This window comes from Pseudomonas sp. GM50, assembly GCF_000282375.1.
Taxonomy (GTDB): Bacteria; Pseudomonadota; Gammaproteobacteria; order Pseudomonadales; family Pseudomonadaceae; genus Aquipseudomonas.
This window is the reverse complement of the sequence record NZ_AKJK01000049.1, coordinates 59,980-85,079: the sequence shown is the minus strand read 5'-3', so window position 1 is coordinate 85,079 and position 25,100 is coordinate 59,980. Positions and strand designations below refer to the sequence as shown.

The following is a 25,100-nucleotide window of genomic DNA, read 5'->3' as shown; positions in this document are numbered from 1 at the left end:
TGCTCGCGATAGCGGTCTGACAGTCAATTTAGATGTTGACTGACACACTGCCATCGCGAGCAGGCTCGCTCCCACAATGGTTTTTGCGCCTTTCAAAATTTTGTTCGCTCCAAAGCGCCAACGGATTGCCCATGAAACTCCCCCATCTCGCCCTGGCGCTGGCCCTCCTGCCGGCCGGCCAACTCTTGGCCGACACCTTCGAACGCGACCAAGCCCTGAAACTGCCGGACGTGCTGATCAGCGCCAACCGTCAGGTCGAAGCGCGCAACGACAGCAGCGCCGCCAACACGGTGTTCACCCGCGACGACATCGACCGTCTGCAACCGAGCAGTGTCACTGACCTGCTGCGCCGCGTACCGGGTGTACAGGTCGGGCAAACCGGCGGGCGCGGCAGTCTGCCGGGGGTCTACATTCGTGGTACCAAGTCGGCGCAAAGTCTGGTGCTGGTCGACGGCCAGCGCATCGGCAACTCGACCTCCGGCGACAGTAACCTGCAACACATCAACATCGAACAGGTCGAGCGCGTGGAAGTGCTGCGCGGCTCGCGCTCAGTGATTTACGGCAGCGATGCGATTGGCGGGGTGATCCAGATCTTCACCCGCCGTGGCGACGAACAAGGCCTGCAACCACGCATGCACGTGGGGGCTGGCAGCAACCAGACCTGGGAACGCAGCCTCGAATTGTCCGGCGGCGATGGGCAGACCCGCTTCAATCTCGGTGCCAGCCTCGATGAAACCGCAGGCATCAATCGCACCCGCGAGTCTTATCCCGGCGACGGAGAGCACGACGAATACCGCAATAAATCGGTCAGCTTAAGCCTGAGTCACGCCCTCACCGACGACATCGAAGTCGGCGCCAATCTGCTGGATAACCAGGGCAAAAGTGCGTTCGACAACCCGTTCGGTCGCTTCGACATGAACACCTTTGAATCGGTCCAGCAGCAGCCCTACAGCGAGTTCGCTGTGAGCAGCGTCAGCAGTTACGTCGACGCGAGGATCAATGACCGGTGGAAAACCCGCGTCGAACTCGGCCACAGCGAAAACCGCGAGAAGACGCTCGACAAGCTCAGCGACGAGCGCAGCGTGTTCAATACTTATCGCGATTCGGTGAACTGGCAGAACGACCTGACCCTGGATGAGCGCAACAGCCTGATCCTCGGCGGCGACTGGTACGAAGACCGAATCAACAGCAGCACAGCGTTCGACGAAGACAGCCGCTGGAACCGTGCAGCGTTTATCCAGCATCGCTATCAGGCCGACAGTTTCTCTACCGAACTGGGCCTGCGTCGCGACCAGAACCAGCAGTTCGGCAGCCAGAACAGCTGGAGCGGCACGTTCACGCTGCCGCTGAACCCGAACAACGATGTGCTGTTGACCTACAGCGAAGGCTTCCGCGCGCCGACCTTCAACGACCTGTACTACCCGGATTTCAGCAATGCGGATTTGAAACCCGAAACCTCGAAAAGTTATGAGCTGCAATGGCGCAGTCAGCTGACGCAGAACAGTCGTCTGGAAGCTTCGCTGTACCGCACCGATCTGCAAGACGCGATTATTTTCGGCAGCAACAACCGCCCGGCAAACGTCGCTTCGGCGCGGATCAACGGTTTTGAAGCGGCCTTGAAACAAGAGCTGTTCGGCTGGCAGAGCAACCTTGGCTTGGCGATCATCGACCCGCGGGATCGCGACAGCGGCCACACCCTCGCCCGTCGTGCACGGCGGACTTTGAGCCTGGACCTCGATCGACAATTCGATCGACTGGGCTTCGGTGCCAGTTGGCAGGCAGTGAGCAGCAGTTTTGACGACGAGAACAACCAGCAGCCGTTGGGCGGATATGCGTTGTTGGGGTTGCGCAGCAGTTGGGCGCTGAATCGCGAGATCAAGCTGGAATTGAAGGTCGATAACCTGCTGGACAAGGGTTACAGCCGGGCGCTGTACAGCCATGACGGCAGTCAGTATGGGTATCGCGAGGAAGGTCGGGCGTGGATGTTCGGGGTGACCTGGACACCGGGGTTTTGACCAGAGATCAGCGGTGTTCAGGCGGGCCTCTTCGCGGGCAAGCCTCGCTCCTACGGGTTTGAGCCGATCAAAAAAATTGAATAACTCCTATCCTGTAGGAGCGAGGCTTGCCCGCGAAGGCCGCGCCTCGGTCTCAACGGTCCGGCGCGATCACTTGGCACAACTTGGCAGTCGCTTCGATCATCTGCCCACTCGGCCGCTCCAGGCCTTTATCCGTCACCAGCAGCAATTGCCCCTGCACCACCGCCGTCACTTGGGGCCAGGCCTTCCACGCGTCGAGCTGCGCCTGATCGCTGGCTAGAATCACCTCGGGATTGCGCTGCAACACCGCTTCAATACTGACCTGCGGAGCAGGCTGCGTCAGGTCGGCAAATACATTGCGCGCCCCGCATACCTGCAGCGCATCGCTGATAATCTGCCCACCGCCCACGGTGTACAGCGGCCGATCCCAGACTTGATAAAACACCCGTAACGGCTCATCCCTTCGATAACGCTGGCGCAGGGAATCGAGTCGTTGACGCAGATTTTCGGCCAATGAAACGCCACGTTCAGGCCTTCCGAGCTGCGAAGCGATCACTTCAATCTGGGCAGTGAGTTGTTCGAGGTTGTGAGGTTCGGCGACATAGGTGGGAATGTTCAGCCGTTTGAGCTGCTCACGCTGAGCCGGCCCCACACTGCCCGGCCAGAGCAGTAACAGATCGGGCTTGAGGCTGAGCAGTCGTTCCATGTCCAACTGGCCGTAGCTGCCCACGGAAGGAATGTCTTTGAGTTCAGCGGGACGTTCACCGGCATCCAGCACACCGACCAGAAGGTCAGCCGAGTTCAGCTCAACGACAATCTCGGAAAGCGACGGAGCCAGACTGACGACCCGTTCAACCGCAGCCGCCGAAGCGCTGACAGCCAGCAGCAACACTGCCAGCCAGATGCTGCGCATCAGCCGAGTTGACGCGGGATACGGTAGAGGTAGAACAGCACCGCGGTCGACAGCGCCAGTAGCACCAATGGAACGGCTTCAAGACCGACGAACACCGCCAGCGCACCGATCCAGGCAGGCAGGCAGGCCGCCAGAAACGCGGTGCGGCGTTTCGCGGCCAGGGCGATCCAGGCGTCGGGTTCATCAGGGGTGTCGAGGGCTTTCTGGGTGGCGATCAGCGCGTGTTTGTAGCCGCCGAAGAACTTCAGGCTGACAAACATCGACGCCACACCGGCGATGAACAATGGCATAGCCAGCACCGGCAGAATTGTCTCGCTCTGGCCGAATACGCCGTTGATCACGAACAATGGCACCAAGGCCAGCGCAAGGTATTGCCACCAATTGACGGACAGTCGCCGCCGTACCTGACCGCGGGTCACGCCCGGTCAACCTCGCCCTGGTGCTCATTGCCCATCATGTGATCGAGCTTGCTGGCCTTGGTGGCCAGATAGAGTTTGTTGTGCGGGTTGTGCCCAGTGTGCAACGGCACGCGCTCGGCAACCACGATGCCCATGTCGGTCAAGGCTTTGACCTTGCGTGGGTTGTTGGTCATCAGACGCAGGGACTTCACGCCCAGGTGCTCCAGCATCGGCAGGCACATGGCGTAGTCGCGCTGGTCGGCGGCGAAGCCCAGACGTTCATTGGCTTCAACGGTGTCTGCACCGCCATCCTGCAATTCATAGGCGCGGATCTTGTTCAGCAGGCCAATGCCGCGACCTTCCTGACGCAAGTAGAGCAACACGCCACGACCTTCACGGGCGATCGCCTGCAACGCCGCCTCGAGTTGCGAACCGCAGTCGCAACGCTGGCTGAACAAGGCATCGCCGGTCAGGCATTCGGAGTGCAACCGGCCGAGTACCGGAGCACCGTCGGCAAATTCACCCAGGCTTAGTACTACGTGCTCGCGCCCGTTCTCTTCATCGAGAAAGCCATGCATGGTGAATTGCGCAAAAGGCGTTGGCAGCTTGGAAGCGGCGACAAAAACGACAGGCACCGGTGTGCTCCTGATCTATAGGTACTGAAGATTCGCAGAGGCGGCATTGTAACAGCACGTTCCTACAGACGCTTAGGCTGAATTATGGGGCATAACGATCAAAAAGTTTGATATCAACCTCCGTATCCCCTGTGGGAGCGGGCTTGCTCGCGAAGACGGTTCCACATTCAAAATCATTGTGACTGTCACACCGCTTTCGCGAGCAAGCCCGCTCCCACATTGACCGTATTCAGTCTGCGCCAAACGGGTACGGCTGTTTCCACTTGGCGAAGATCGGTTTCAGCTGGCCGTTTTTTACCAGCACTTCCATACGCTGATCGAACAGCGCCATCAACGTGCGAGCCCGAGGTGTATCGGCGAAGCACAGGTACAGTGGCAGGTCCACGATGTGCGTGCGGCGAAACTGCGACGGGTCCTTGGCTTGATTAACGATGTAATCGATTTCTGTCAGGGCATCGATGTAATAGTCGGCGCGATTGTGGGTCAGCATCGACACAATTCCCGTCCGCCGCACGACTTCGTTATAGCGCTGCACATTGGGCAGATAAGCCTGGTACTTGTAGCCGCGCACCCAGGCCAATCGATAGTTGCCCAGGGTTTGCAGGGTCGGCGCCGGATTGCTGGCCAGACCCAGTGCATAGATCGGATCGGTATCGAAACTCCAGCGCGGATAGAGCACGTCGCTGACTTCATCCCGATAGGTACCGACACAAGCGTCCACTTCGCCACGCTGTGCAAGGCCCGTGGCGCGTGTATACGGTTCGATTCGAATATCCAGTTTGACGCCGGCCGGCTCGAACACTTCGCGCAACACATCCCAGCCCAAACCACGGCCATCGGCGGCGGTAAAGTCTTCCCAGGCTTCGCTGGCCAAGTGAATCACGGACGGCGTCGTCGGGGCCTCCCCCGCCTGGGCGAGCGAGCAAAATAGCGCGAAAACCATCAGCAGCAACCCGCGTCGCGCTATACCCGGTTCTCTCACTTGGCGCCTCAGACGAAAATCCACACCAGCCCTTGCATCGCCAGCCACGCAAATACGCCTGCCAGCACGTCGTCGAGCATGATCCCGACACCACCGTGCACATGCCGGTCTATCCAGTGAATCGGCCAAGGCTTGAGGATGTCGAAGAAGCGGAACATCAGGAACCCCGCCAGCAACCAATACCAGCCTTCCGGCACCAGCCACAGGGTGATCCACATACCGACCATTTCGTCCCAGACGATGCCTTCGTGGTCGTGCACGCGCAAATCATCGGCGACCTTGCCGCACAGCCAGAAGCCGAACAGCATGGTGATGCCGAGCATCAGCCAATAACCCCAATCGGGCAGCATCTGCCACAACGGAATGAAGGGTAACGCCACTAACGAACCCCAGGTGCCCGGCGCTTTTGGCAGGGTGCCCGAGCCGAAGCCGAACGCCAGGAAATGCCAAGGGTTGCGCCAGACCGACGGCGGTACGAACTCCGCCGGGACCTGTTTGGGATGATCTGTCACGGTGTCTCCCGAAAATGTTGATAACCCCGGATTGACGGGGTGATGTCGTGTCCGTCGGCATCCAGCAGTATCACGCCCTGCCCTGCTACGACCCGCCCAAGCACATGGATCGGCCAGCCGTCCGCCAGCAATGATGGCAACTCGGCGGGCGGTAAGGTGAAGGCCAGCACGTAGTCGTCACCGCCGCTCAGGGCGGCTTGCTCAGCGCCGGACTGACCGAGGAAGGCCAGCAGCGCCTTCGACAACGGCAGTTTACTGCGCTCCACCTGAACCCCGACTTTCGACGCCAAGGCAATATGCCCACAGTCGGCGAGCAGGCCGTCGGAGATGTCCAGCGCCGCAGTGGCTCTGCCGCGCAACGCCATGCCCAGACCCAGCTGCGGTTGCGGCGACCAGTAATGGGCCAGCAAGGGATCGGCGATGGCCGCTTCGGCCGTCCGCTGGTCGAGCACCAGCGGCAACGCACCCGCGCCGTTCCCCAGCTCACCACCCACGCAGAGCAAATCGCCCGGTTGAGCGCCACTGCGGGTCAACGCCAGACCGGCCGGCACCCGACCGAACACGGTCATGGTCAGGCTCAACGGACCGCGGGTGGTATCGCCGCCCACCAGCGCCACACGGCAATTCTGCGCCATGAGGTTCAAACCACGGGCGAAGGCTTCCAGCCAATCGGAAGTCCCGGTCGGCAAGGTCAAGGCAAGGGTAAAGGCAATGGGAGTGGCGCCCATGGCTGCCAGATCACTGACGGCCACAGCCAGCGAGCGCTGACCGAGCAGAAACGGGTCGCAGGGATCTGCGAAATGCACACCGGCCACGAGCGTGTCGGTGGAAATGGCCAACTGTTCCCCGGGAGGAACAGCCAGCAAGGCGCAGTCATCGCCAATCCCAAGGGCAACGCCTTCGCCGCCTTGCGCACAAGGCGCGGCGGCGAAGAAATTGCGGATCAGCTCAAACTCGCCCATTGGGTGTCCTGTCTCACCAATACTGTTCATTTTTTAGCGGCGTCTAGTGTCGCCATACTGCGTTGCCACTCCTCGCCATAGCCAGCTATGACTCGTCGCGGCGCCTTGTCTGGCAACACCAGCCACTCGCTAAAAAACGAACGTATCGGCGAGACAGGACACTGAGACAAAGAGTTCAAGCGCCAATCAGCGCTTGAACGCCTTCACTTCAGCTTCACGCAGACGCGGGGCCAGCTTGTCGAGCACACCGTTGACGAACTTGTGGCCGTCGGTGGAACCGAAGACCTTGGCCAGTTCGATACCTTCGTTGATCACAACGCGGTACGGCACGTCCACACGCTCAAGCAGTTCCCAGGTGGACAGGCGCAGAACGGCCAGTTCAACCGGGTCCAGCTCTTCGATGGTGATGTCCAGGCATGGCGCCAGTGCGGCGTCGATCCGGTCCTTCTGAGCCGGAACCCCATGCAGGATTTCACGGAAGTAGGCGCCGTCGACATCGCTGAAATCGTTATCGACCCGGAATTGCGCTTCGATCTCGTTCAGCGACTGCTTGGCCATGTGCCACTGGTACAGTGCCTGAGTCGCGAGCTGACGGGCTTCGCGACGCTTGACGCTTTTCGATGGCTTGCCGGCATCCGCAGGCTTTGGATCGCGCGGGTTGAAACGATCACTTTCGTCGCTAATCACTTGGCCTCCAACTGCGCCAGCAGGCTGACCATTTCCAGAGCGGACAAGGCAGCTTCAGCACCTTTGTTACCGGCCTTGGTGCCGGAACGCTCGATGGCTTGTTCGATGGAATCAACGGTCAGTACGCCGAAAGCGACCGGTACGCCGAACTCCATGGACACCTGGGCCAGGCCCTTGGTGCACTCGCCCGCTACGTATTCGAAGTGCGGAGTACCGCCACGAATGACTGCGCCCAAGGCGATGATTGCCGCGAACTCGCCCTTCTGAGCGACTTTCTGCGCAACCAGCGGGATTTCGAAGGCGCCAGGCGCACGGATGATGGTGATGTCGCTTTCGCTCACGCCATGGCGAACCAGGGCATCAACTGCACCGCTGACCAGGCTTTCAACGACGAAGCTGTTGAAACGGCCCACTACCAAAGCGTAGCGGCCTTTAGGGGCGATGAAGGTACCTTCGATGGTCTTCAGGGTCATTCGTTAGATCTCTTAAAGAGCCGGGACGCGTTTTCTACGCATCCCTCAGTGATGTGTTAACCGCGAATACAGGCCCGCAAATTGCCGGTCATTATTCGGAGGGCACGTATTCTACAACTTCCAGATCGAAACCGGATATCGCATTAAATTTCATCGGCGCACTCATCAGGCGCATTTTGCGCACGCCAAGGTCGCGAAGGATCTGCGAACCGGCACCGACGATGCTGTAGGTGGTCGGTTTTTTCACTGCGCTGTGATCCGCGGTTTCGCGAATGTGCGCCAGCAATACGTCGCCATCGAGCGGGTGACCGAGCAACAGCACCACACCACTGCCAGCCTCGGCAACCGCAGCCATGGCGGCGCGCAGGCTCCAGCGGCCTGGTTGTTTGACCATCAACAGGTCACGTAGCGGGTCCATGTTGTGCACCCGGACCAGCGTCGGCTCTTCGGCGCACACGGTGCCCAGAGTCAGGGCCATGTGCACGTCGCCTTCCACCGAATCACGATAGGTCACCAGGTTGAACTGGCCCAATTCGCTGTCCAGCGGCTGCTCGGCAATCCGCTGAACGGTACGTTCGTGGATCATCCGGTAGTGAATCAGGTCGGCGATGGTGCCGATCTTGATGTTGTGTTCAGCGGCAAACGCTTCGAGTTCGGCGCGACGGGACATGGTGCCGTCGTCGTTCATCACTTCGCAGATCACACCGCTCGGCTCGAAACCGGCCATGCGCGCCAGGTCGCAGGCAGCTTCGGTATGACCGGCGCGGGCCAGCGTACCGCCGGCCTGGGCCATCAGCGGGAAGATGTGGCCGGGGCTGACGATGTCTTCAGCCTTGGCGTCTTTGGCGGCAGCGGCCTGCACGGTGCGCGCACGGTCGGCCGCGGAGATACCGGTGGTCACGCCTTCGGCGGCTTCGATGGACACGGTGAACTTGGTGCCGAAACCGGAACCGTTGCGTGGCGCCATCAACGGCAGCTTGAGCAGTTCGCAGCGCTCGCGGCTCATTGGCATGCAGATCAGGCCACGGGCGTGCTTGGCCATGAAGTTGATGTGTTCAGGCTGGCAGCACTCGGCGGCCATGATCAGGTCGCCTTCGTTCTCGCGATCTTCGTCATCCATGAGGATGACCATCTTGCCTTGGCGGATGTCTTCAACCAGTTCTTCGATGCTATTGAGCGCCACAAGGCACCCCCCTTCTTTCGAAATTTGAGCTTCAGGATTTGAGGTAGCCGTTTTGGGCCAGAAAGCTTTCAGTGATGTTTCCGGATTTTGTAGGCTCTGCGGCCTTGTCGCCGAGCAGAAGGCGTTCCAGATAACGGGCCAGCAAGTCGACTTCCAGGTTCACCCGGCGACCTGGCTGGTACGACGCCATGATGGTTTCGCTCAGGGTGTGCGGAATGATGGTCAGCAAGAACTCGGCGCCATCGACCGCGTTCACGGTCAGGCTGGTGCCGTCGACGGTGATCGAGCCTTTATGGGCGATGTACTTGGCCAGGTCTTTCGGGGCACGGATGCGGAATTCCACGGCCCGGGCATTTTCGGTGCGGGCAACCACTTCGCCCACGCCATCGACGTGACCGCTGACCAGATGCCCACCCAGACGCGTGGTCGGGGTCAGGGCTTTTTCCAGGTTGACCAGGCTGCCGCTTTTGAGGTCGTTCATGGCGGTGCAGTCGAGGGTTTCGCGACTGACGTCCGCCGCAAAGCCATTGCCCGGCAATTCAACCGCGGTCAGGCACACGCCATTGACCGCAATGCTGTCGCCCAGTTTGACGTCGCTCAGGTCGAGCTTGCCGGTTTCTACGTGGACCCGTACATCTCCGCCTTTTGGGGTCAATGCACGAATACTGCCGATGGATTCGATGATGCCGGTAAACATGGAGTCCTCCTCGAGAACAGGGCCAGCGCTAGAGCAATGGCCGGAATTATACGCTCGCCGATGGCACTGGGATGGCAGTGACTCGCCAGTCATCGCCAACCGCGCGGATTTCAGTGATTTTGAGCTCGGGCGCGTCTTTCATCTGCGCCAGTGGCCAGTCCAGCAAGGGGCGGGCCGAGGAGCCAAGAAACTTGCCGGCGATGAAGATCTGGAACTCATCCACCAGCCCGAGCTGGGCAAACGCGCCAGCCAGTCGTGGGCCAGCCTCGACCAGCACGTCATTGACACCACGGCTGGCGAGTTCGACCAGCAACTGATGCAAATCGACCTGGCCATCATCGCCCGGCACGATCAGGCATTCCGGGCCGTTGGCGTACTGTTCTTCCACCGCGACACACGTGGCGACCAGTGCCGGACCCGCCTTGAAGAACGGTGCATTCAGCGGCACCCGCAGGCGACCGTCGATCAGCACGCGAAGCGGCGGACGGCTCATGGCCAAGGCCGTTTGTTCAGCGTCCAGACCCAACTCGTCGGCACGTACGGTCAAGCGTGCATTGTCCGCCAGTACCGTGTCGGCGCCGGTCAGCACCACGCTGGCCTCGGCGCGCAAACGCTGTACCGCCGAACGCGCCGCCGGCCCGGTGATCCACTGGCTCTCGCCGCTTTCCATCGCTGTGCGGCCGTCGAGGCTCATCGCCAACTTGACCCGCACGAATGGCAAGCCATGTTCCATGCGCTTGAGGAAGCCTTGATTGAGCTTGCGCGCCTCGCCTTCCAGCACACCGCTTTCAGTGGCGATACCGGCCTGGGCCAGACGTTGCAGACCGCGACCGGCGACTTCCGGGTTCGGGTCCTGCATCGCCGCAACGACACGCGCCACACCGGCATTCACCAGTGCATCGGCGCAGGGCGGCGTACGGCCGTGGTGGCTGCAAGGTTCAAGCGTCACGTAAGCCGTGGCGCCCCGCGCCTTGTCGCCAGCGGCGCGCAGGGCGTGGACTTCGGCATGGGGCTCACCGGTGCGCACATGCCAGCCTTCGCCGACAATCTGCCCGTCAAGCACCACCACGCAGCCAACCCGGGGGTTGGGATGCGTCGTGTAATGACCTTTGCGCGCCAGTTCCAGGGCCCGGGCCATGTAATGCGCGTCGAGGATGGCTTGTTCGGGAGGTGTGGTCATTCTTTCACCGGCTCACGGGCGAGGCGATCGATCTCTTCGCGGAACTCGTTGAGGTCCTGGAAGCGTCGGTACACCGAAGCGAAGCGGATATAGGCGACCTCATCAAGCTTCTTCAGCTCGGCCATCACCAGTTCGCCGACCACGAGGGATTTGACCTCGCGTTCGCCGGTGGCGCGCAGCTTGTGTTTGATGTGCACCAGCGACGATTCGAGGCGTTCGACACTCACCGGGCGCTTCTCCAGCGCCCGCTGCATGCCGGCACGGAGTTTTTCTTCGTCGAACGGCTGGCGACTGCCGTCGGTTTTGATCAGGCGCGGCAACACCAGTTCAGCGGTTTCGAACGTCGTGAAACGCTCGCCGCAGGCCAGGCATTCACGCCGGCGGCGCACCTGTTCGCCCTCGGCGACCAGACGCGAGTCGATGACCTTGGTGTCGTTGGCACCGCAGAAGGGACAGTGCATGGTGGCAGGCAACAAAAAATGGGAGGGCCATGGTAGCGCATCCCCGTGGCAAGACAAGCCATAGGGTTTGCGGTATACAGACTGGCTGTCTATGGATTTCACTTGCTGGAGCCGCCAATGTCTTTACGACCACTCATTTTGCTCAGTCTTTTCAGCCTGTTGGTGGCCTGTGGCAGCGATGCGCCCAAGCCCCAGCCGCCAACGCCCGGCCCTGCACCGCAACAGGCGCAGAAGAAAGCCAAGGCGTCGGCCGAGCTCGGTCCGCTGCCGGCTTACCAACGTGAAATCAGTGGCACCCTGCTGGGCGTGCCGGCCGATGCCGAAGTCGAACTGGCGTTGCTGGTGATCGACGAAAAGGATCGTCCGCAACTATTGCTCGCCAGTGCCAACCTGATCGGCACCAATCAAGTGTTGCCGTTTCGCCTGCGCTTCAACCCTGAATCCTTTCCGGCCGGTGCCCGCGTCGAACTTCGCGGCCGCGCCAGCCAGTCCGGGCAGTTGATTCTGCATCTGCCCGCGCAAATGATCACACAGCCAACCACCCAGGCATTGGGTCAGCTGCAATTCGTCAAAGCGCCATGATTGCACCGCTCGACCTGCAACAGGCGTTAAGTGAACTGCTGGGCGATGCACAGCTTGTAGCCTGTGAGTTACCGGGCACCAAACTGAAACTCTGGCTGATCGATGGCGACAATATGGATCGCGCCTTCAGCCCGGAAGAAACCCGGCGGATTCTCCACGAGCCGCCGTACTGGAGTTTCTGCTGGGCCAGTGGGCTGGCCGTGGCGCGTTATCTCGCCGAGCACCCGCAATGGGTCGAAGGTAAACGGGTGCTGGATTTCGGCGCAGGCTCCGGGGTGGCCGCGATTGCGGCGGTGAAAGCCGGGGCACTGGAAGTGGTGGCCTGTGACCTCGACCCGTTGGCGATTGCCGCGTGTCGGGCGAATGCCGAACTCAATGGCGTGCAGCTCAGCTACTCGACGGACTTTTTCACCGAGGCCGATCGGTTTGATCTGATTCTGGTGGCCGACGTGTTGTACGACCGGGCAAACCTGCCGTTGCTCGACGAGTTTCTCAGCCGTGGCCGGGAAGCGTTGGTGGCGGATTCGCGCGTGAGGGATTTTCGCCACCCGTTGTATCAGCGCATTGAAATGCTGGAGGCAATGACCTTGCCGGATCTGGCCGAACCCGAAGAGTTTCGGCATGTGAGCCTCTATCACGCGCGGCGTGGCTAAAAGCTTCGCGGGCAAGCCTCGCTCCTACAGGGTGGGTGTAGATTTCGAAACTGTAGGAGCGAGGCTTGCCCGCGAAGGCGTCCCGTCAGGCAACACATCACTCAATCGCCACCCCGCTTTCAGCCACCCCCCACCAAGCCTTATAGTGACCACATCCACGCTTTTACGAGATCCCCCATGAGTCAGGAAACGCCGTACATTTTCGACGCCACGACTGCCGATTTCGACCAGTCGGTGATCGAGAACTCTTTTCACAAACCGGTGCTGGTGGATTTCTGGGCCGAATGGTGTGCCCCGTGCAAGGCCTTGATGCCGATGCTGCAAACCATAGCCGAGAGCTATCAGGGCGAGTTGCTGCTGGCCAAGGTCAATTGCGACATCGAGCAGGACATTGTTGCGCGCTTCGGCATTCGCAGCCTGCCAACTGTGGTGTTGTTCAAGGACGGTCAGCCGGTGGACGGTTTTGCCGGTGCACAACCGGAATCGGCAGTGCGCACCATGCTCGAGCCCCACGTGCAAATGCCCCCGCCCGCTGCTGCCGACCCGTTCGAACAGGCTCAGGCGCTGTTCGATGACGGCCGTTACGCCGACGCCGAAGCCACGCTCAAAGTACTGCTGGCTGAAGACAACACCAACGCCAAGGCGCTGATTCTCTACGCACGCTGTCTCACCGAGCGCGGCGAACTGGGTGAAGCGCAAATCGTGCTCGATGCGGTCAAGACTGATGAGCATAAGGCTGCCCTGGCCGGCGCCAAGGCGCAGATCCAGTTCCTCGGTCAGGCCAGGGATTTGCCGGATGCGGCAGACCTGAAAGCGCGTCTGGCGAAAAATCCGCAGGACGATGAGGCCGTCTATCAACTGGCGATCCAGCAACTGGCCCGTCAGCAATACGACGCGGCGCTGGATGCCTTGCTGAAGCTGTTCATCCGCAATCGCAGCTACAGCGAAGGCTTGCCGCACAAGACCTTGCTGCAAGTGTTCGAACTGCTGGGCAACGATCACCCGCTGGTGACCACGTACCGTCGCAAGTTGTTTGCTGCGCTCTATTAAGATCAAAAGATCGCAGCCTTCGGCAGCTCCTACAGGGGAATACAGATCCCGCGCAGGAGCTGCCGCAGGCTGCGATCTTTTTGCGGCTTACTCGATCCAGCTATAAAGCGGTGTATCCCCGCCGCTCACCACTTTGACGTTTGCGCAGTGGCGCAAGCGCACCAACAAGCGCTTGCCCGCCGCGGCGCTGCCGGTCAGCCCTTCCAGCTGCTCCAGCAAATCCGGCCCGCTCAATTGCCCGGCCTTGCGCAGCAGCTCTTGGGCGATCTGCCACAGCGCATCGTCCTGATTCACCGGTTTGGCAGGTGTCGCATTCGCCTCGGGTTTTGCTGCCTGCAGCTGCGCACCGAGCTGCGCCCAGTCGCCCTCATCCAGTTCCAGCGTCAAATCCACCGGCCAGTCGCCGATGCTTCCGCGTATTCGCAACATAAGTCTGCTCCTGCACATACCTGACTCGCATGCTCCCATGGGTCTTGCGCAACGCCAAGCAGACGGTCAAACTCTCGGCACTTTCGTTATAAGATTACATAACAAATTTTTCATTTTACTTTTCGGAGACCCGTCATGCGCCATCTGCTGCTCGCTTTGCCGTTTGCCTTGTTGCCGCTGGCTGTCGCCCATGCGGCGGTCGAGCATGATCACGATCATGATGAACATGGCAGCCTCAGCGCCCACGAACATGGCGTCGGTCGCCTGAACGCGGCGCTGGATGGCCAGACCCTGGAGCTGGAACTGGAAAGCCCGGCGATGAACCTGGTGGGTTTCGAACACGCCGCCACCAGCGATGCCGACAAGGCCAAAGTCGCCGCCGTCCGCACGCAGCTGGAAAAACCACTGGTGCTGTTCAATCTGCCAAAAGCCGCCGGTTGCGTGGTCGCGACTCAGGAACTGGAAAGCCCGCTGTTCGGTGACAAGCCGGATGCCGATGATGACCACGACGAAGCGGACAAGGACGGTCACGAGCACCACCATGACCACAGCGAGATCCACGCCCACTACCAACTCAGTTGCTCGGCCCCGGGCGCGCTGAAGACCCTGGACCTGGCGAATATCTTCAACACATTCCCGGCCACCCAGAAGATTCAGGTACAACTGATCAGCCCGAGCGGGCAGCAAGGGATTGAAGTGACGGCCAAGGCGGCCGCCCTGAAATTCTGATCCGACACCACCCCCTGTAGGAGCGAGGCTTGCCCGCGAAGAGGCCGTCACATCCAACAGGGATGTCGACTGTGAGAACGCCTTCGCGGGCAAGCCTCGCTCCTACAGGGGTTGGTGTTGAATGTGAAATTGAGACAACCCCATGAAATCGGCGCCATGACCCAAGCACTCATCGAACTGTCCGACCTGGGCTTCAGCTGGCCCGGTCATCCGCCACTGCTGGACATCCCGGCGTTTCGTCTTATGCCAGGTGAAACCCTGTTCCTCAAAGGCCCCAGCGGCAGTGGCAAGACCACCCTGCTCGGCCTGCTCGGTGGCGTGCAAAAGCCTGATCGCGGCAGCATTCGCCTGCTCGGCCAGGAGCTGACCGAACTCTCCGCTGGCGCACGCGACCACTTCCGCGTCGATCACACCGGCTACATCTTCCAGCAGTTCAACTTGCTGCCATTTCTCTCGGTGCGCGAGAACGTCGAGTTGCCCTGCCACTTCTCCAAACTGCGTGCCGAACGGGCGATCCAGCGCCACGGCAGCGTCGATCAGGCCGCGGCCACCCTGCTCGCCCACTTGGGCCTGAAGGATGAAAGCATCCTCAGCCGCCGCGCCGATTCGCTGTCCATCGGCCAACAGCAACGGGTCGCCGCCGCACGTGCGTTGATCGGTCAGCCGGAACTGGTGATCGCCGACGAACCGACCTCGGCGCTGGACTACGACGCCCGCGAAAACTTCATTCGCCTGCTGTTCGCCGAATGCCGCGAAGCCGGGTCGAGCCTGTTGTTTGTCAGCCATGACCAGAGCCTCGCGCCGCTGTTCGATCGCCACCTGTCACTGGCCGATCTCAATCGCGCCGCCACCCCGTCCGAGGTCTGAGATGTATTTGTTTCGTCTAGCCATGGCCAGTCTGGCTAACCGCCGCTTCACCGCGATCCTCACCGCGTTCGCCATCGCCCTGTCGGTCTGCCTGCTGCTGGCGGTGGAGCGAGTGCGCACCGAGGCCAAGGCCAGTTTTGCCAGCACCATCAGCGGCACCGACCTGATCGTCGGCGCACGTTCCGGCTCGGTGAACCTGCTGTTGTACTCGGTGTTCCGCATCGGCAACGCCACCAACAACATCCGCTGGGACAGCTTTGAGCATTTCGCCAACAACCCGAAAGTGAAGTGGGCGATCCCGATGTCCCTCGGCGATTCCCATCGCGGATATCGGGTGATGGGCACCACCGAGGCGTACTTCGAGCACTACCAGTACGGCCATCAACAGCATCTGGAGCTGGCCGACGGCCGTGCGTTCGCCAGCGATCCGTTCGAAGTGGTGCTCGGCGCCGAAGTGGCCGATGCACTGCATTACAAGCTTGGCGACAAACTGGTGCTGGCCCATGGCGTGGCGGTGATCAGCCTGGTCAAACACGACGACAAACCGTTCACCGTGGTCGGTATTCTCAAACGCACCGGGACCCCGGTGGACCGCACGCTGCACATCAGCCTTGGTGGGATGGAAGCGATTCACATCGACTGGCACAACGGCGTGCCAGCACGCGGTAACGGCCGGATCAGTGCCGACCAGGCGCGCAACATGGACCTGACGCCGCAAGCGATCACCGCGTTCATGCTCGGCCTCAACAGCAAGATTTCGACGTTTGCACTGCAACGGGAAATCAACGAATTCCGTGGCGAACCGATGCTGGCGATCCTGCCGGGTGTGGCATTGCAGGAGTTGTGGAGCTTGATGAGCACGGCGGAAAAAGCCTTGTTCGTCGTCTCGCTGTTCGTAGTGCTGACCGGGTTGATTGGCATGCTCACGGCGATTCTCACCAGCCTCAACGAGCGGCGTCGCGAGATGGCGATTCTGCGTTCGGTGGGCGCGCGGCCGTGGCATATTGCGACCCTGCTGGTGCTGGAAGCCTTTGCCCTGGCGTTGTCCGGGGTGATTGCCGGTGTGGCGCTGTTGTACGTGTGCATCGCTGTGGCGCAGGGTTACGTTCAGGCGAATTATGGTTTGTATTTGCCGCTGGCCTGGCCGAGTGAATATGAATGGACGCTGCTCGGTGGCATCCTGATCGCCGCGTTGCTGATGGGCAGCGTGCCGGCCTGGCGCGCCTATCGCCAATCCTTGGCCGATGGCCTGTCGATCCGACTATGAGGACATTCATGATGCCCCGCGCTGTGCTTGCACTATTGATGCTGGTTGCCCTTCCGCTGTGGGCGGCCGAGCCGAAGGACCTGACCTGGTCGGAAATGATCCCGCCGGATGCGGCACCAGAAGTGCCGAACATGACGCCCCTGCATGACCTGTCGAAGATGAGCGACGCGTTGTCCGCAGAGTCGGCCCCAGCGGCCAAGCAGGACATGCCCAACGCGCCGGTGGTGAAGAGCCTCGACGGCAAGAATATTCGTTTACCGGGGTACATCGTGCCGCTGGAAGTCAGTGAAGAAGGCCGCACCACGGAGTTTCTGCTGGTGCCGTATTTCGGCGCCTGCATCCACGTACCGCCGCCTCCGTCGAACCAGATCGTGCACGTCAAAAGTGAAGTCGGCGTGAAGCTTGACGAGCTGTATCAGCCGTACTGGATCGAAGGTGCGTTGCAGGTCAAGGCGTCCACCAGCGAGTTGGCGGATGCCGGGTATCAGATGGAGGCGGACAAGATTTATGTGTATGAACTGCCGCAGTGACCGGTAGTTGTGTGTTGATTGGGAGGACGCCTTCGCGGGCAAGCCTCGCTCCTACAGAGGTCACGCAAGCCCCGTAGGAGCGAGGCTTGCCCGCGAAGAGGCCATCAAAGGTTCCGCAAAAACCAGGGCCATCACTGTTTCATTGAGCTGAATCAAAAGACCGTATCAGTTGGATCCCTACCATTGGACATCGAACATTTTTAACGTCCTTTGGAGCTCCCATGCACAAGTCCTTGCTCTGCGCTTCGCTGTTCGCCCTCGCGCTCGCAGCCCCGCTCGCCCATGCTCACACCGCCGGTGACATCATCGTTCGGGCCGGTGCGATCACCGTCAACCCGAAAGCCGACAGTTCCAGTGTCAAGGTCGATCAAGGCCCGCTGAAGGGTGCCAATCTGGGTGGCAAGGCCACCATGAGCAGCGACACGCAACTGGGTCTGAACTTCGCCTACATGATCACCAACAACCTGGGGATCGAACTGCTGGCGGCCTCGCCGTTCGAGCATGACGTGAAGCTCAAGGGCACCGCGCTCGGCGCCGCCAACGGCAAACTCGGCACGCTCAAACACCTGCCGCCAACCCTGAGCCTGGTCTACTACCCACTGGATTCCAAGTCCGCGTTCCAGCCGTACATCGGCGGCGGTATCAACTACACCTGGATCTACGACGAGCACGTCGGCAGCGAAGCCAGCGCCAACGGCTTCAGCAACTTCAAGGCGGAAAACTCCTGGGGGCTGGCCTGGCAGGTCGGTGCCGACTACATGCTGACCGACAACGTAATGATCAACGCCCAGGTGCGCTACATCGACATCGACACCACCGCGACCGTGGAAAACAACGCCGTCGCACCGGGCACCCGGGCCAAGGTCGACGTTGATGTGGACCCGTTCATTTACATGGTTGGTTTGGGTTACAAATTTTAATCAACCCATCTGGCGAAGGAGATCCTGTGGCGAGGGGGCTCGCCCCCGTTCGACTGCGCAGCAGACGCCATCCAGTCGATGAGAACTGTCAGGCGAAATGCGCTGGGGCTGCTTCGCAACCCAACGGGGGCAAGCCCCCTCGCCACAAAAGACTGCACATAACCGTAATATTCGACACACAAAAAAGGCGCCTTCAAAGGCGCCTTTTTCATGGCTGTGTAAAACCTCAGTGCCCCAACAACCGCGCCAGGCCGACACTCATCGGCGTCTGCTCCGGGTAGGTAAACCGCTCCAGCAAACGTCGGTTGTTCGCCCGTGAATGGCGGATGTCACCGGAACGCGCCGGGCCGTAGCTCACGGGTGGCAGCTTGCCGACCACCGCTTCAAGGGCTGCAAGCATTTGCTTGAGGGTCGTCGCCTGATTCCAGCCGACATTCACAGCCCCGACTTCGACCTGCGGTTTCTCGATGGCTTGCACCAACACGTCCACCAGGTCCTCGACATAGACAAAATCCCGAGTCTGCTCGCCATCGCCAAACACGGTGATCGGCAAGCCTTTCTGCGCGCGCTCGCTGAATATGCTGATCACCCCGGAATACGGCGAGGACGGATCCTGGCGCGGGCCGAAGATGTTGAAAAAGCGGAAAATCACCGGTTCCAGACTGTGCTGGCGACGATAGAAATCGAAGTAATGCTCGCTCGCCAGTTTGTCCGCCGCGTACGGCGTCAACGGTGCCTTGGGCGTGTCTTCGTCAATCGACTCGCCTTCGCCATTGTTGCCATAGACCGCTGCGCTGGACGCGTACAGCACCCGTTTGACGCCGGTCTGACGCATGGCTTCGCAGACATTCAGCGAGCCGATGAAATTGCTCTGGTGAGTCTTCACCGGATCATCCACCGAAGCCTGCACCGAGGCCACCGCGGCCAAGTGCGCAACAGCGCTGCAACCGACCATCGCCTGCGCCACCAATGCGGCATCGGCGACGTCGCCCACGATCAGTTCGATGAGGGGATTGTCCAGCGGCAGGTTGCTGCGTTTGCCGGTGGAGAGGTCATCGAGAATGCGCACCGAATGTCCTTTGGCAAGCAAGGCGTCGGTCAGGTGCGAACCGATGAAACCGGCACCGCCGGTGATTAAAACAGGGCCGTCAGCCATGGCGATAAAACCTATCCAGTAAGCCCGGGAGTGCCGCGCGCCAGGCGCGGGGCTTGATCCCGAAAGTGTGCAGAATTTTCTTGCAGGCCAGCACCGCGTGTTGCGGTTCTTCGGCGGCGTCGGGCCGCGCGGCGTGAGCCTGGGCGGTCGGTGCTTCGATGGCCAACGGGTGCAGGGCGCGTGCTTCGGTAAGAATCGCCTGCCCCAGTGCCAGCGGCGTGGTCGCCTCATGCCCGGCGTAGTGGTAAGTGCCCCACAGCGGCGCAGAGCAATCGAGTTGCTTGAGCACTGAAATGATCACCCGGGCGGCATCGTCCACCGGCGTCGGATTACCCCGACGATCATCGGCCATCAGCAGCTCTTCAGCTTTCTCGGCCCGATTCAGGAATCGCCCAAGGGTGCCGTCGGGGCTGTCATCGAGCAGCCAGCCGAAACGCAGCAGCACGTGCTGCGGACAGGTGGCGCGTACGCTTTGCTCGATTCGCCACAAGGCCTGGCCGCGCAGGCCCAGCGGTACCGGTTCGTCTTTTTCGCTGTAGGCAGTCGCTCGAGAGCCATCGAACACGCGATAACTCGACGGTTGCAGCAGCACAATGTTGTGATGCTGACACAGCTCAGCCAGCCGTTCGACGGCTCGCTCCTGCCCGGCCAGACGCTGTTCGCTGACGGTCTCCGCCTGGAACCAGTCAAAATAATAGGCGAGATTGATCAACGCATCCGGACGGGTATCGTCGAGCAGTTGCGTCAGGCTCGCGGCGTCCCAGCCGTCTTGTGGTGGGCGGGGGGCGAGGAAACCGATGTCTTCCTCCGCACCGAGGCGAATCAGCGCCTGCCCAAGGGCATTTCCGCCGCCCAGTAACATAAGGCGCATTCGCATAGAGTCAGCAGGCCCAGTCTGATTGGAACGATGGCTTTATCGACAGCGCCCGCAGGCGATGTCCTCAATAATTGCCGGAATCGTTGCATTTTGCGGGTTTAGTGCGCAACCGTCATCCGTAAAGTGTAGATCCCAGGGATTTGTGGTGCTTGTGAGGGTCTCTTCGCGGGCAAGCCTCGCTCCTACAGGTTTAACGCTGTCCTTGTAGGAGCGAGGCTTGCCCGCGAAGGGGCCCTCAGCACCGACCCAGATCCTGAGCGGTACTTGCAACTTCCCGCCCCCACCCGCATAAATTACTCCATGAATCTGCCCATCCCCACGGACGCTGCACTGGCAGGCTTTCACCCCGCCGTCAGCGCCTGGTTCAGCAATACCTTCGCGACGGCCACCGCCGCCCAGGCCCGGGCGTGGCCGTTGATCCGTCAGCGCCGCTCGACCCTGATCGCCGCGCCCACCGGCTCCGGCAAGACCCTCACCGCGTTTCTGGCCGTGCTCGACGATCTGGTCCATCGTGGCCTGGAGAGCCCGGATGGCCTACCCGACGAAACCCTGGTGGTCTACGTTTCACCGCTCAAGGCCCTGTCCAACGACATCCGGATCAACCTGCAAAACCCGCTGGCCGGCATCACCGAACAGTTGCGCGTGATGGGCTTGCCCGACGTGCCGATCAGCACCGCCGTGCGCACCGGCGATACGCCGCAAAAAGAGCGTTCGGCCATGCGCAAAACCGCGCCGCACATTCTGGTGACCACCCCGGAATCCCTTTATGTGCTGCTCGGCTCCGACTCCGGCCGGCAAATGCTCGGCACCACCCACACGGTGATCGTCGATGAAATCCACGCCATTGCCGCCAGCAAACGTGGCAGTCACCTGGCCCTGAGCCTGGAGCGTTTGCAGGCGCTCTGCTCGCAACCGCTGGTGCGTATCGGCTTGTCCGCCACGCAAAAACCCATCGAAGCGGTCTCGCGCTTTTTGGTCGGGCGTGATCGCGACTGCGACATCATCGACATCGGCCACGCCCGCCCACGGGATCTCGATATAGAGGTGCCGCCCGTGCCGTTGTCGGCGGTAATGGCCAACGACGTCTGGGAACGGGTCTATGACCGACTCGCCGTCCTCGCCCGTGAACACCGGACCACGCTGATTTTCGTCAACACCCGGCGTCTGGCCGAACGCCTGAGTCGACACTTGAGCGAACGCCTCGGCAAGGATGCCGTTGCCGCCCACCATGGCAGCCTGGCCAAAGAGTTTCGTCTCGACGCCGAGCAACGGCTCAAGCGCGGCGAGCTGCAAGTGCTGATCGCCACCGCTTCGCTGGAATTGGGGATCGATATCGGCGACGTCGACCTGGTGTGCCAGATCGCTTCGCCACGCTCGATTGCCGGATTTCTGCAGCGAGTCGGCCGCTCCGGGCACCAGGTCGGCGGCACGCCCAAGGGCCGGTTGTTCGCCACCACCCGCGACGACCTGATCGAATGCGCCGCCCTGCTCGATTGCGTGCGCCGTGGCGAGCTCGACACGTTGCAGATCCCCGAAGCGCCGCTGGACGTGCTGGCCCAACAGATCATCGCCGAGGTCAGCTGCCAGGAATGGCAGGAACAGGCGTTGCTGGAAATGCTGCGCAACGCCTCGCCTTACGCCACGCTCGACGAAAAGCACTATCAGGCACTGCTGCAAATGCTCGCCGAGGGCTACAACGGGCGCCAGGGTATTCGCAGCGCTTACCTGCACCGGGACGCCGTAAGCCGCACCCTGCGCGGCCGTCGAGGCGCCAAGCTGACCGCCGTGACCAGCGGCGGGACGATTCCGGACAACGCCGACTACAGCGTTTTGCTGGAGCCGCAGGGGTTGAACATCGGCAGCGTCAACGAAGACTTCGCGGTGGAAAGCATCGCCGGGGACATCTTCCAGCTGGGCAATACCTCGTATCGAATCCTGCGGGTCGAAACCGGCAAGGTCCGGGTCGAAGACGCTCAGGGCCAGCCGCCAACCATTCCGTTCTGGCTCGGTGAAGCACCCGGGCGCAGTGATGAACTGTCGTTCGCCGTGGCCCGCCTGCAAGCGCAACTCGATGAACGACTCGGCGCCACACCCGGCAACCTTCAGCCAGCCGTCGACTGGCTGACCGACGTACTCGGTTTGAACCTCCCCAGTGCCGAACAACTGGTGGATTACCTGGCCCGGGCACGCCAGACCCTCGGCGCCTTGCCGTCGCAAGACACGCTGCTGATGGAGCGGTTTTTCGACGAGTCCGGCGGTACTCAGCTGATCATCCACTCGCCGTTAGGCAGCCGCATCAACCGCGCCTGGGGGCTGGCCCTGCGCAAGCGTTTCTGCCGCACGTTCAACTTCGAATTGCAGGCCGCCGCCAGTGAGGACGCCATCGTGCTGTCGCTGTCCACCGGTCACAGCTTCGAGCTGGATGACGTCTGGCGCTATCTGCACAGCAACAGTGCCGAACATATCCTGACTCAAGCGGTGCTCGAGGCCCCGCTGTTCGGCGTGCGCTGGCGCTGGAACGCCGGGGTCGCTTTGGCGCTGCCACGCTACAGCGGTGGACGCAAAGTACCGCCGCAGATCCAGCGGATGAAAAGCGAAGACTTGATCGCCAGCGTGTTTCCCGATCAGATCGCCTGCGTGGAAAACCTCGCCGGCGAGCGCGAGATTCCCGACCATCCGCTGGTGGAACAAACCCTCGACGATTGCCTGCACGAAGCCATGGACAGCGAAGGCTGGCTGGCATTGCTGCGGCGCATGGAACAGGGGGACATCCGCCTTATCAGCCGCGATCTGCCGGCGCCCTCGCCACTGGCGGCGGAAATCCTCAGCGCCCGCCCCTACACCTTTCTCGACGATGCGCCACTGGAAGAGCGTCGCACTCAGGCAGTGCTCAACCGCCGCTGGAGTGATCCGCAATCCACCGATGATCTCGGTGCGCTGGACGCCGAAGCGATCACTGCAGTGCGTGATGAAGCCTGGCCTACGCCAACCGGCATTGATGAAATGCATGAAGCGCTGATGAGCCTGGCGTGCATTACCGAGACCGAAGCTCAGGCCAACCCGAATTGGCTCGATTGGCTGAACACCCTGGCCGACAGTGGCCGCGCCAGCCGTTTGCAGATCAACGCCGAGCAATCGCTGTGGCTGGCGCTGGAGCGACTGACCTGTCTGCGGGCGATTTATCCACTAGCCATATTGGTTCCACCGCTGGAGGCGTTGCCCGGTTTCGATGAAACCTGGGAGCCGGACGAAGCGGTGCTGGAAGTGATCCGCGCGCGGCTCAGCGCGTTTGGTCCGTTGCCGCTCAAAGCGATTGCCGAACCGCTTGGATTACCGGCGACTCGAGTCACTCAGGCTTTGGCACAACTGGAGCGCGAAGGCTATGTACTGCGCGGGCAATTCACCCCAGGTGCCCCTGATGAAGAATGGTGCGAGCGGCATCTGCTGGCGCGGATTCATCGCTACACGGTCAAACGGCTGCGACGGGAAATCGAGCCGGTGGCGTTGCAGGATTTCATGCGTTTTCTGTTCGACTGGCAGCATCTTTCCGCCGCGAGCCAAGGCCAGGGCCGCGCGGTGTTGCCGGCGATCATCAGCCAGTTCGAAGGCTACCCCGCCGCCGCTTCGGCGTGGGACAGCGACATTCTGCCGGCGCGGCTCAAAGACTATTCGGCGAGCTGGCTGGATGAGTTATGTCGCAGCGGCAAACTGGTCTGGACCCGCCTAACCGCGCACAACAAGAGCACCAGCACGGCATTGCGCAGCACGCCGATTCTATTGCTGCCGCGCAGTCAGGTCGGGTTGTGGAGCGGCTTGACCGAACAGACGCCGGTCAGCGAACTGTCGCCCAAAACCCAAAAAGTCCATGAAGCGCTCAGCCAGCACGGCGCACTGTTTTTCGATGAGCTGATTCACGAAGCCCATCTACTGCGCTCGGAACTGGAAATCGCCTTGCAGGAACTGGTCGGTGCCGGGCTGGTAAACGCCGACAGCTTCGCCGGCCTGCGGGCGCTGATTACCCCGGTCAGCAAACGCCAGAATCGCAGCAGCCGACGCGGACGCGGAGCGTTTGTCGGCGGCATGGACGATGCCGGACGTTGGGCGTTGCTGCGACGCGGAGCTACCGTGCCGGCTGTGGATAAGCAACGACCCGCGCCCACACCCAGCGAAACCCTGGAACACATCGCCATGACCTTGCTGCGCCGTTACGGCGTGGTGTTCTGGCGCTTGCTGGAGCGTGAGGCGGATTGGTTGCCGAGTTGGCGGGAATTGCTGCGCACGTTCCATCGGCTCGAGGCTCGGGGCGAGATTCGTGGCGGGCGGTTTGTCAGTGGCCTGGCGGGGGAACAGTTTGCGTTGCCCGAGGCGATTCCATTGCTGCGCGAAGTCAGACGGCGCCCACACGACGGAAGTCTGATTGCGGTGTGTGGGGTGGATCCGCTGAACCTCGCCGGCACTCTGTTGCCGGGCGCGAAAGTGCCGGCGCTGGCGAGTAATCGACTGGTGTATCGCGACGGCTTGCCAGCCGCCGCCGAAATCGCCGGCAAGCAGCAGTTCTGGCTGGAGCTGGATCAGCAGGCCAGTGGCGAACTACGCAATAAACTGACTCGCCACAGCTTCCCGTAGGAGCGAGGCTTGCCCGCGAAGGGAGCGCCGCGGTGTATCAGCGAGACCGCGTCATCGTTCTTCGCGGGCAAGCCTCGCTCCTACGGGGGGATGGTGGTGGTGTTGGGTGCGCGGCAGATCTGGCGCCCGATTCACCGCCTATTGCCTGCCCGACTCAAATACCTGTGGCGAGGGGGCTTGCCCCCGTTGGGGTGCGAAGCGCCCCCAAAACCTGCCAACCGATTTCTTCTGGCACACCGCGTTTACCGGTTTACGACTGCTGCGCAGCCGAACGGGGTTTCATTCGCCGCTCGAT

Annotated in this window: 25 protein-coding genes; 10 read left to right on the top strand and 15 right to left on the bottom strand. The window is 61.4% G+C overall.

Annotated features, from left to right (window positions below; genetic code table 11):
• Nucleotides 1–131: 131 nt before the first annotated feature.
• Nucleotides 132–2,015, top strand: a complete 1,884-nt coding sequence (locus PMI30_RS17610) for a TonB-dependent receptor domain-containing protein (protein WP_008008976.1) — start codon at nt 132–134, stop codon at nt 2,013–2,015.
• 133 nt (nt 2,016–2,148) lie between these two features.
• On the opposite strand, the gene PMI30_RS17615 is transcribed toward PMI30_RS17610, so the two are convergent.
• The 12 genes from PMI30_RS17615 to nrdR all read right to left on the bottom strand — a co-directional run bounded on the left by PMI30_RS17615 (nt 2,149) and on the right by nrdR (nt 11,119).
• A complete protein-coding gene (locus PMI30_RS17615) occupies nt 2,149–2,949 on the bottom strand; it encodes a cobalamin-binding protein (RefSeq protein WP_008008975.1) in 801 nt (266 codons plus the stop codon).
• A complete protein-coding gene (locus PMI30_RS17620) occupies nt 2,949–3,368 on the bottom strand; it encodes a hypothetical protein (RefSeq protein ID WP_008008973.1) in 420 nt (139 codons plus the stop codon). The genes PMI30_RS17615 and PMI30_RS17620 overlap by 1 nt, the downstream gene beginning before the upstream one ends.
• Nucleotides 3,365–3,982, bottom strand: a complete 618-nt coding sequence (gene ribA / locus PMI30_RS17625; RefSeq protein WP_007906827.1) for a GTP cyclohydrolase II — start codon at nt 3,980–3,982, stop codon at nt 3,365–3,367. The genes PMI30_RS17620 and ribA overlap by 4 nt, the downstream gene beginning before the upstream one ends.
• Nucleotides 3,983–4,211: 229 nt before the next feature.
• Nucleotides 4,212–4,925, bottom strand: a complete 714-nt coding sequence (locus PMI30_RS17630) for a substrate-binding periplasmic protein (RefSeq protein WP_081501270.1) — start codon at nt 4,923–4,925, stop codon at nt 4,212–4,214.
• A 47-nt stretch (nt 4,926–4,972) separates the two neighbouring features.
• Nucleotides 4,973–5,476, bottom strand: a complete 504-nt coding sequence (locus tag PMI30_RS17635; protein WP_007906829.1) for a phosphatidylglycerophosphatase A family protein — start codon at nt 5,474–5,476, stop codon at nt 4,973–4,975.
• Complete coding sequence (gene thiL / locus PMI30_RS17640) at nt 5,473–6,438, bottom strand: thiamine-phosphate kinase (RefSeq protein ID WP_008008969.1); 966 nt, start codon at nt 6,436–6,438, stop codon at nt 5,473–5,475. Before thiL ends, PMI30_RS17635 begins: the two co-directional genes overlap by 4 nt.
• Nucleotides 6,439–6,624: 186 nt before the next feature.
• On the bottom strand, nt 6,625–7,125 hold the full coding sequence (gene nusB, locus PMI30_RS17645) for a transcription antitermination factor NusB (protein ID WP_007906833.1): 501 nt from the start codon (nt 7,123–7,125) through the stop codon (nt 6,625–6,627).
• Complete coding sequence (gene ribH / locus PMI30_RS17650) at nt 7,122–7,598, bottom strand: 6,7-dimethyl-8-ribityllumazine synthase (RefSeq protein ID WP_003228649.1); 477 nt, start codon at nt 7,596–7,598, stop codon at nt 7,122–7,124. Before ribH ends, nusB begins: the two co-directional genes overlap by 4 nt.
• Nucleotides 7,599–7,689: 91 nt before the next feature.
• Nucleotides 7,690–8,781 carry a bifunctional 3,4-dihydroxy-2-butanone-4-phosphate synthase/GTP cyclohydrolase II gene (gene ribBA / locus PMI30_RS17655; RefSeq protein ID WP_007906834.1) on the bottom strand — a complete coding sequence of 364 codons (1,092 nt, stop codon included), beginning with the start codon at nt 8,779–8,781 and terminating at the stop codon, nt 7,690–7,692.
• A gap of 31 nt (nt 8,782–8,812) precedes the next feature.
• On the bottom strand, nt 8,813–9,478 hold the full coding sequence (locus tag PMI30_RS17660; RefSeq protein ID WP_008008966.1) for a riboflavin synthase: 666 nt from the start codon (nt 9,476–9,478) through the stop codon (nt 8,813–8,815).
• A gap of 46 nt (nt 9,479–9,524) precedes the next feature.
• Nucleotides 9,525–10,658 carry a bifunctional diaminohydroxyphosphoribosylaminopyrimidine deaminase/5-amino-6-(5-phosphoribosylamino)uracil reductase RibD gene (gene ribD, locus PMI30_RS17665; RefSeq protein WP_008008964.1) on the bottom strand — a complete coding sequence of 378 codons (1,134 nt, stop codon included), beginning with the start codon at nt 10,656–10,658 and terminating at the stop codon, nt 9,525–9,527.
• Nucleotides 10,655–11,119 (bottom strand): transcriptional regulator NrdR, encoded by a 465-nt coding sequence (gene nrdR / locus PMI30_RS17670; RefSeq protein WP_007906838.1) that lies wholly within the window; start codon nt 11,117–11,119, stop codon nt 10,655–10,657. The genes ribD and nrdR overlap by 4 nt, the downstream gene beginning before the upstream one ends.
• 117 nt (nt 11,120–11,236) lie before the next feature.
• On the opposite strand from nrdR, the gene PMI30_RS17675 reads away from it, so the two are divergent.
• From PMI30_RS17675 to trxA, 3 genes are all read left to right on the top strand, one after another.
• Nucleotides 11,237–11,701 carry a YbaY family lipoprotein gene (locus tag PMI30_RS17675; RefSeq protein ID WP_008008962.1) on the top strand — a complete coding sequence of 155 codons (465 nt, stop codon included), beginning with the start codon at nt 11,237–11,239 and terminating at the stop codon, nt 11,699–11,701.
• Nucleotides 11,698–12,354: a class I SAM-dependent methyltransferase gene (locus PMI30_RS17680; protein ID WP_008008959.1), complete on the top strand. Its 657-nt coding sequence runs from the start codon at nt 11,698–11,700 to the stop codon at nt 12,352–12,354. Before PMI30_RS17675 ends, PMI30_RS17680 begins: the two co-directional genes overlap by 4 nt.
• Nucleotides 12,355–12,531: 177 nt before the next feature.
• Nucleotides 12,532–13,404, top strand: a complete 873-nt coding sequence (trxA, locus tag PMI30_RS17685) for a thioredoxin (protein WP_007906841.1) — start codon at nt 12,532–12,534, stop codon at nt 13,402–13,404.
• A gap of 87 nt (nt 13,405–13,491) precedes the next feature.
• On the opposite strand, the gene PMI30_RS17690 is transcribed toward trxA, so the two are convergent.
• Nucleotides 13,492–13,833: a hypothetical protein gene (locus PMI30_RS17690; RefSeq protein WP_008008956.1), complete on the bottom strand. Its 342-nt coding sequence runs from the start codon at nt 13,831–13,833 to the stop codon at nt 13,492–13,494.
• A 135-nt stretch (nt 13,834–13,968) separates the two neighbouring features.
• Between PMI30_RS17690 and PMI30_RS17695 the strand changes: the two genes are divergently transcribed.
• The 5 genes from PMI30_RS17695 (at nt 13,969) to PMI30_RS17715 (ending at nt 18,146) form a co-directional block, all read left to right on the top strand.
• Complete coding sequence (locus PMI30_RS17695) at nt 13,969–14,562, top strand: DUF2796 domain-containing protein (protein WP_008008955.1); 594 nt, start codon at nt 13,969–13,971, stop codon at nt 14,560–14,562.
• A 156-nt stretch (nt 14,563–14,718) separates the two neighbouring features.
• Nucleotides 14,719–15,429, top strand: a complete 711-nt coding sequence (locus PMI30_RS17700; protein WP_032835258.1) for an ABC transporter ATP-binding protein — start codon at nt 14,719–14,721, stop codon at nt 15,427–15,429.
• Between the two features lies 1 nt (nt 15,430).
• Nucleotides 15,431–16,696, top strand: coding sequence for an ABC transporter permease (locus PMI30_RS17705; protein ID WP_008008950.1), 1,266 nt, complete (start codon nt 15,431–15,433; stop codon nt 16,694–16,696).
• Nucleotides 16,697–16,707: 11 nt separating this feature from the next.
• Nucleotides 16,708–17,226 carry a DUF3299 domain-containing protein gene (locus PMI30_RS17710; RefSeq protein ID WP_032835271.1) on the top strand — a complete coding sequence of 173 codons (519 nt, stop codon included), beginning with the start codon at nt 16,708–16,710 and terminating at the stop codon, nt 17,224–17,226.
• 221 nt (nt 17,227–17,447) lie between these two features.
• Nucleotides 17,448–18,146 carry an OmpW/AlkL family protein gene (locus tag PMI30_RS17715; protein ID WP_008008947.1) on the top strand — a complete coding sequence of 233 codons (699 nt, stop codon included), beginning with the start codon at nt 17,448–17,450 and terminating at the stop codon, nt 18,144–18,146.
• Nucleotides 18,147–18,372: 226 nt separating this feature from the next.
• Here PMI30_RS17715 and PMI30_RS17720 read toward each other — a convergent pair whose 3' ends face one another.
• Complete coding sequence (locus PMI30_RS17720) at nt 18,373–19,302, bottom strand: NAD-dependent epimerase/dehydratase family protein (protein ID WP_008008945.1); 930 nt, start codon at nt 19,300–19,302, stop codon at nt 18,373–18,375.
• Nucleotides 19,295–20,179, bottom strand: coding sequence for a sugar nucleotide-binding protein (locus PMI30_RS17725; RefSeq protein WP_032835255.1), 885 nt, complete (start codon nt 20,177–20,179; stop codon nt 19,295–19,297). Before PMI30_RS17725 ends, PMI30_RS17720 begins: the two co-directional genes overlap by 8 nt.
• A gap of 300 nt (nt 20,180–20,479) precedes the next feature.
• Here PMI30_RS17725 and PMI30_RS17730 point away from each other — a divergent pair, with 300 nt between their 5' ends.
• The gene (locus PMI30_RS17730; protein WP_008008942.1) at nt 20,480–24,805 is read left to right on the top strand and encodes an Lhr family helicase; all 4,326 of its coding nucleotides are present in this window, start codon (nt 20,480–20,482) and stop codon (nt 24,803–24,805) included.
• The last annotated feature ends 295 nt before the right edge of the window (nt 24,806–25,100 follow it).

Excerpts from the sequence above, each read along its gene's own strand:
- PMI30_RS17660 (WP_008008966.1), bottom strand. The coding sequence starts at position 9,478 with ATGTTTACCGGCATCATCGAATCCATCGGCAGTATTCGTGCATTGACC.
- PMI30_RS17715 (WP_008008947.1), top strand. The coding sequence starts at position 17,448 with ATGCACAAGTCCTTGCTCTGCGCTTCGCTGTTCGCCCTCGCGCTCGCA.
- PMI30_RS17700 (WP_032835258.1), top strand. The coding sequence starts at position 14,719 with ATGACCCAAGCACTCATCGAACTGTCCGACCTGGGCTTCAGCTGGCCC.
- ribD (WP_008008964.1), bottom strand. The coding sequence starts at position 10,658 with ATGACCACACCTCCCGAACAAGCCATCCTCGACGCGCATTACATGGCC.
- PMI30_RS17725 (WP_032835255.1), bottom strand. The coding sequence starts at position 20,179 with ATGCGAATGCGCCTTATGTTACTGGGCGGCGGAAATGCCCTTGGGCAG.
- ribH (WP_003228649.1), bottom strand. The coding sequence starts at position 7,598 with ATGACCCTGAAGACCATCGAAGGTACCTTCATCGCCCCTAAAGGCCGC.
- PMI30_RS17695 (WP_008008955.1), top strand. The coding sequence starts at position 13,969 with ATGCGCCATCTGCTGCTCGCTTTGCCGTTTGCCTTGTTGCCGCTGGCT.
- nrdR (WP_007906838.1), bottom strand. The coding sequence starts at position 11,119 with ATGCACTGTCCCTTCTGCGGTGCCAACGACACCAAGGTCATCGACTCG.
- PMI30_RS17610 (WP_008008976.1), top strand. The coding sequence starts at position 132 with ATGAAACTCCCCCATCTCGCCCTGGCGCTGGCCCTCCTGCCGGCCGGC.
- thiL (WP_008008969.1), bottom strand. The coding sequence starts at position 6,438 with ATGGGCGAGTTTGAGCTGATCCGCAATTTCTTCGCCGCCGCGCCTTGT.
- PMI30_RS17730 (WP_008008942.1), top strand. The coding sequence starts at position 20,480 with ATGAATCTGCCCATCCCCACGGACGCTGCACTGGCAGGCTTTCACCCC.
- PMI30_RS17720 (WP_008008945.1), bottom strand. The coding sequence starts at position 19,302 with ATGGCTGACGGCCCTGTTTTAATCACCGGCGGTGCCGGTTTCATCGGT.
- PMI30_RS17680 (WP_008008959.1), top strand. The coding sequence starts at position 11,698 with ATGATTGCACCGCTCGACCTGCAACAGGCGTTAAGTGAACTGCTGGGC.
- PMI30_RS17615 (WP_008008975.1), bottom strand. The coding sequence starts at position 2,949 with ATGCGCAGCATCTGGCTGGCAGTGTTGCTGCTGGCTGTCAGCGCTTCG.
- PMI30_RS17690 (WP_008008956.1), bottom strand. The coding sequence starts at position 13,833 with ATGTTGCGAATACGCGGAAGCATCGGCGACTGGCCGGTGGATTTGACG.
- PMI30_RS17675 (WP_008008962.1), top strand. The coding sequence starts at position 11,237 with ATGTCTTTACGACCACTCATTTTGCTCAGTCTTTTCAGCCTGTTGGTG.
- PMI30_RS17630 (WP_081501270.1), bottom strand. The coding sequence starts at position 4,925 with ATGGTTTTCGCGCTATTTTGCTCGCTCGCCCAGGCGGGGGAGGCCCCG.
- PMI30_RS17710 (WP_032835271.1), top strand. The coding sequence starts at position 16,708 with ATGCCCCGCGCTGTGCTTGCACTATTGATGCTGGTTGCCCTTCCGCTG.
- trxA (WP_007906841.1), top strand. The coding sequence starts at position 12,532 with ATGAGTCAGGAAACGCCGTACATTTTCGACGCCACGACTGCCGATTTC.
- PMI30_RS17705 (WP_008008950.1), top strand. The coding sequence starts at position 15,431 with ATGTATTTGTTTCGTCTAGCCATGGCCAGTCTGGCTAACCGCCGCTTC.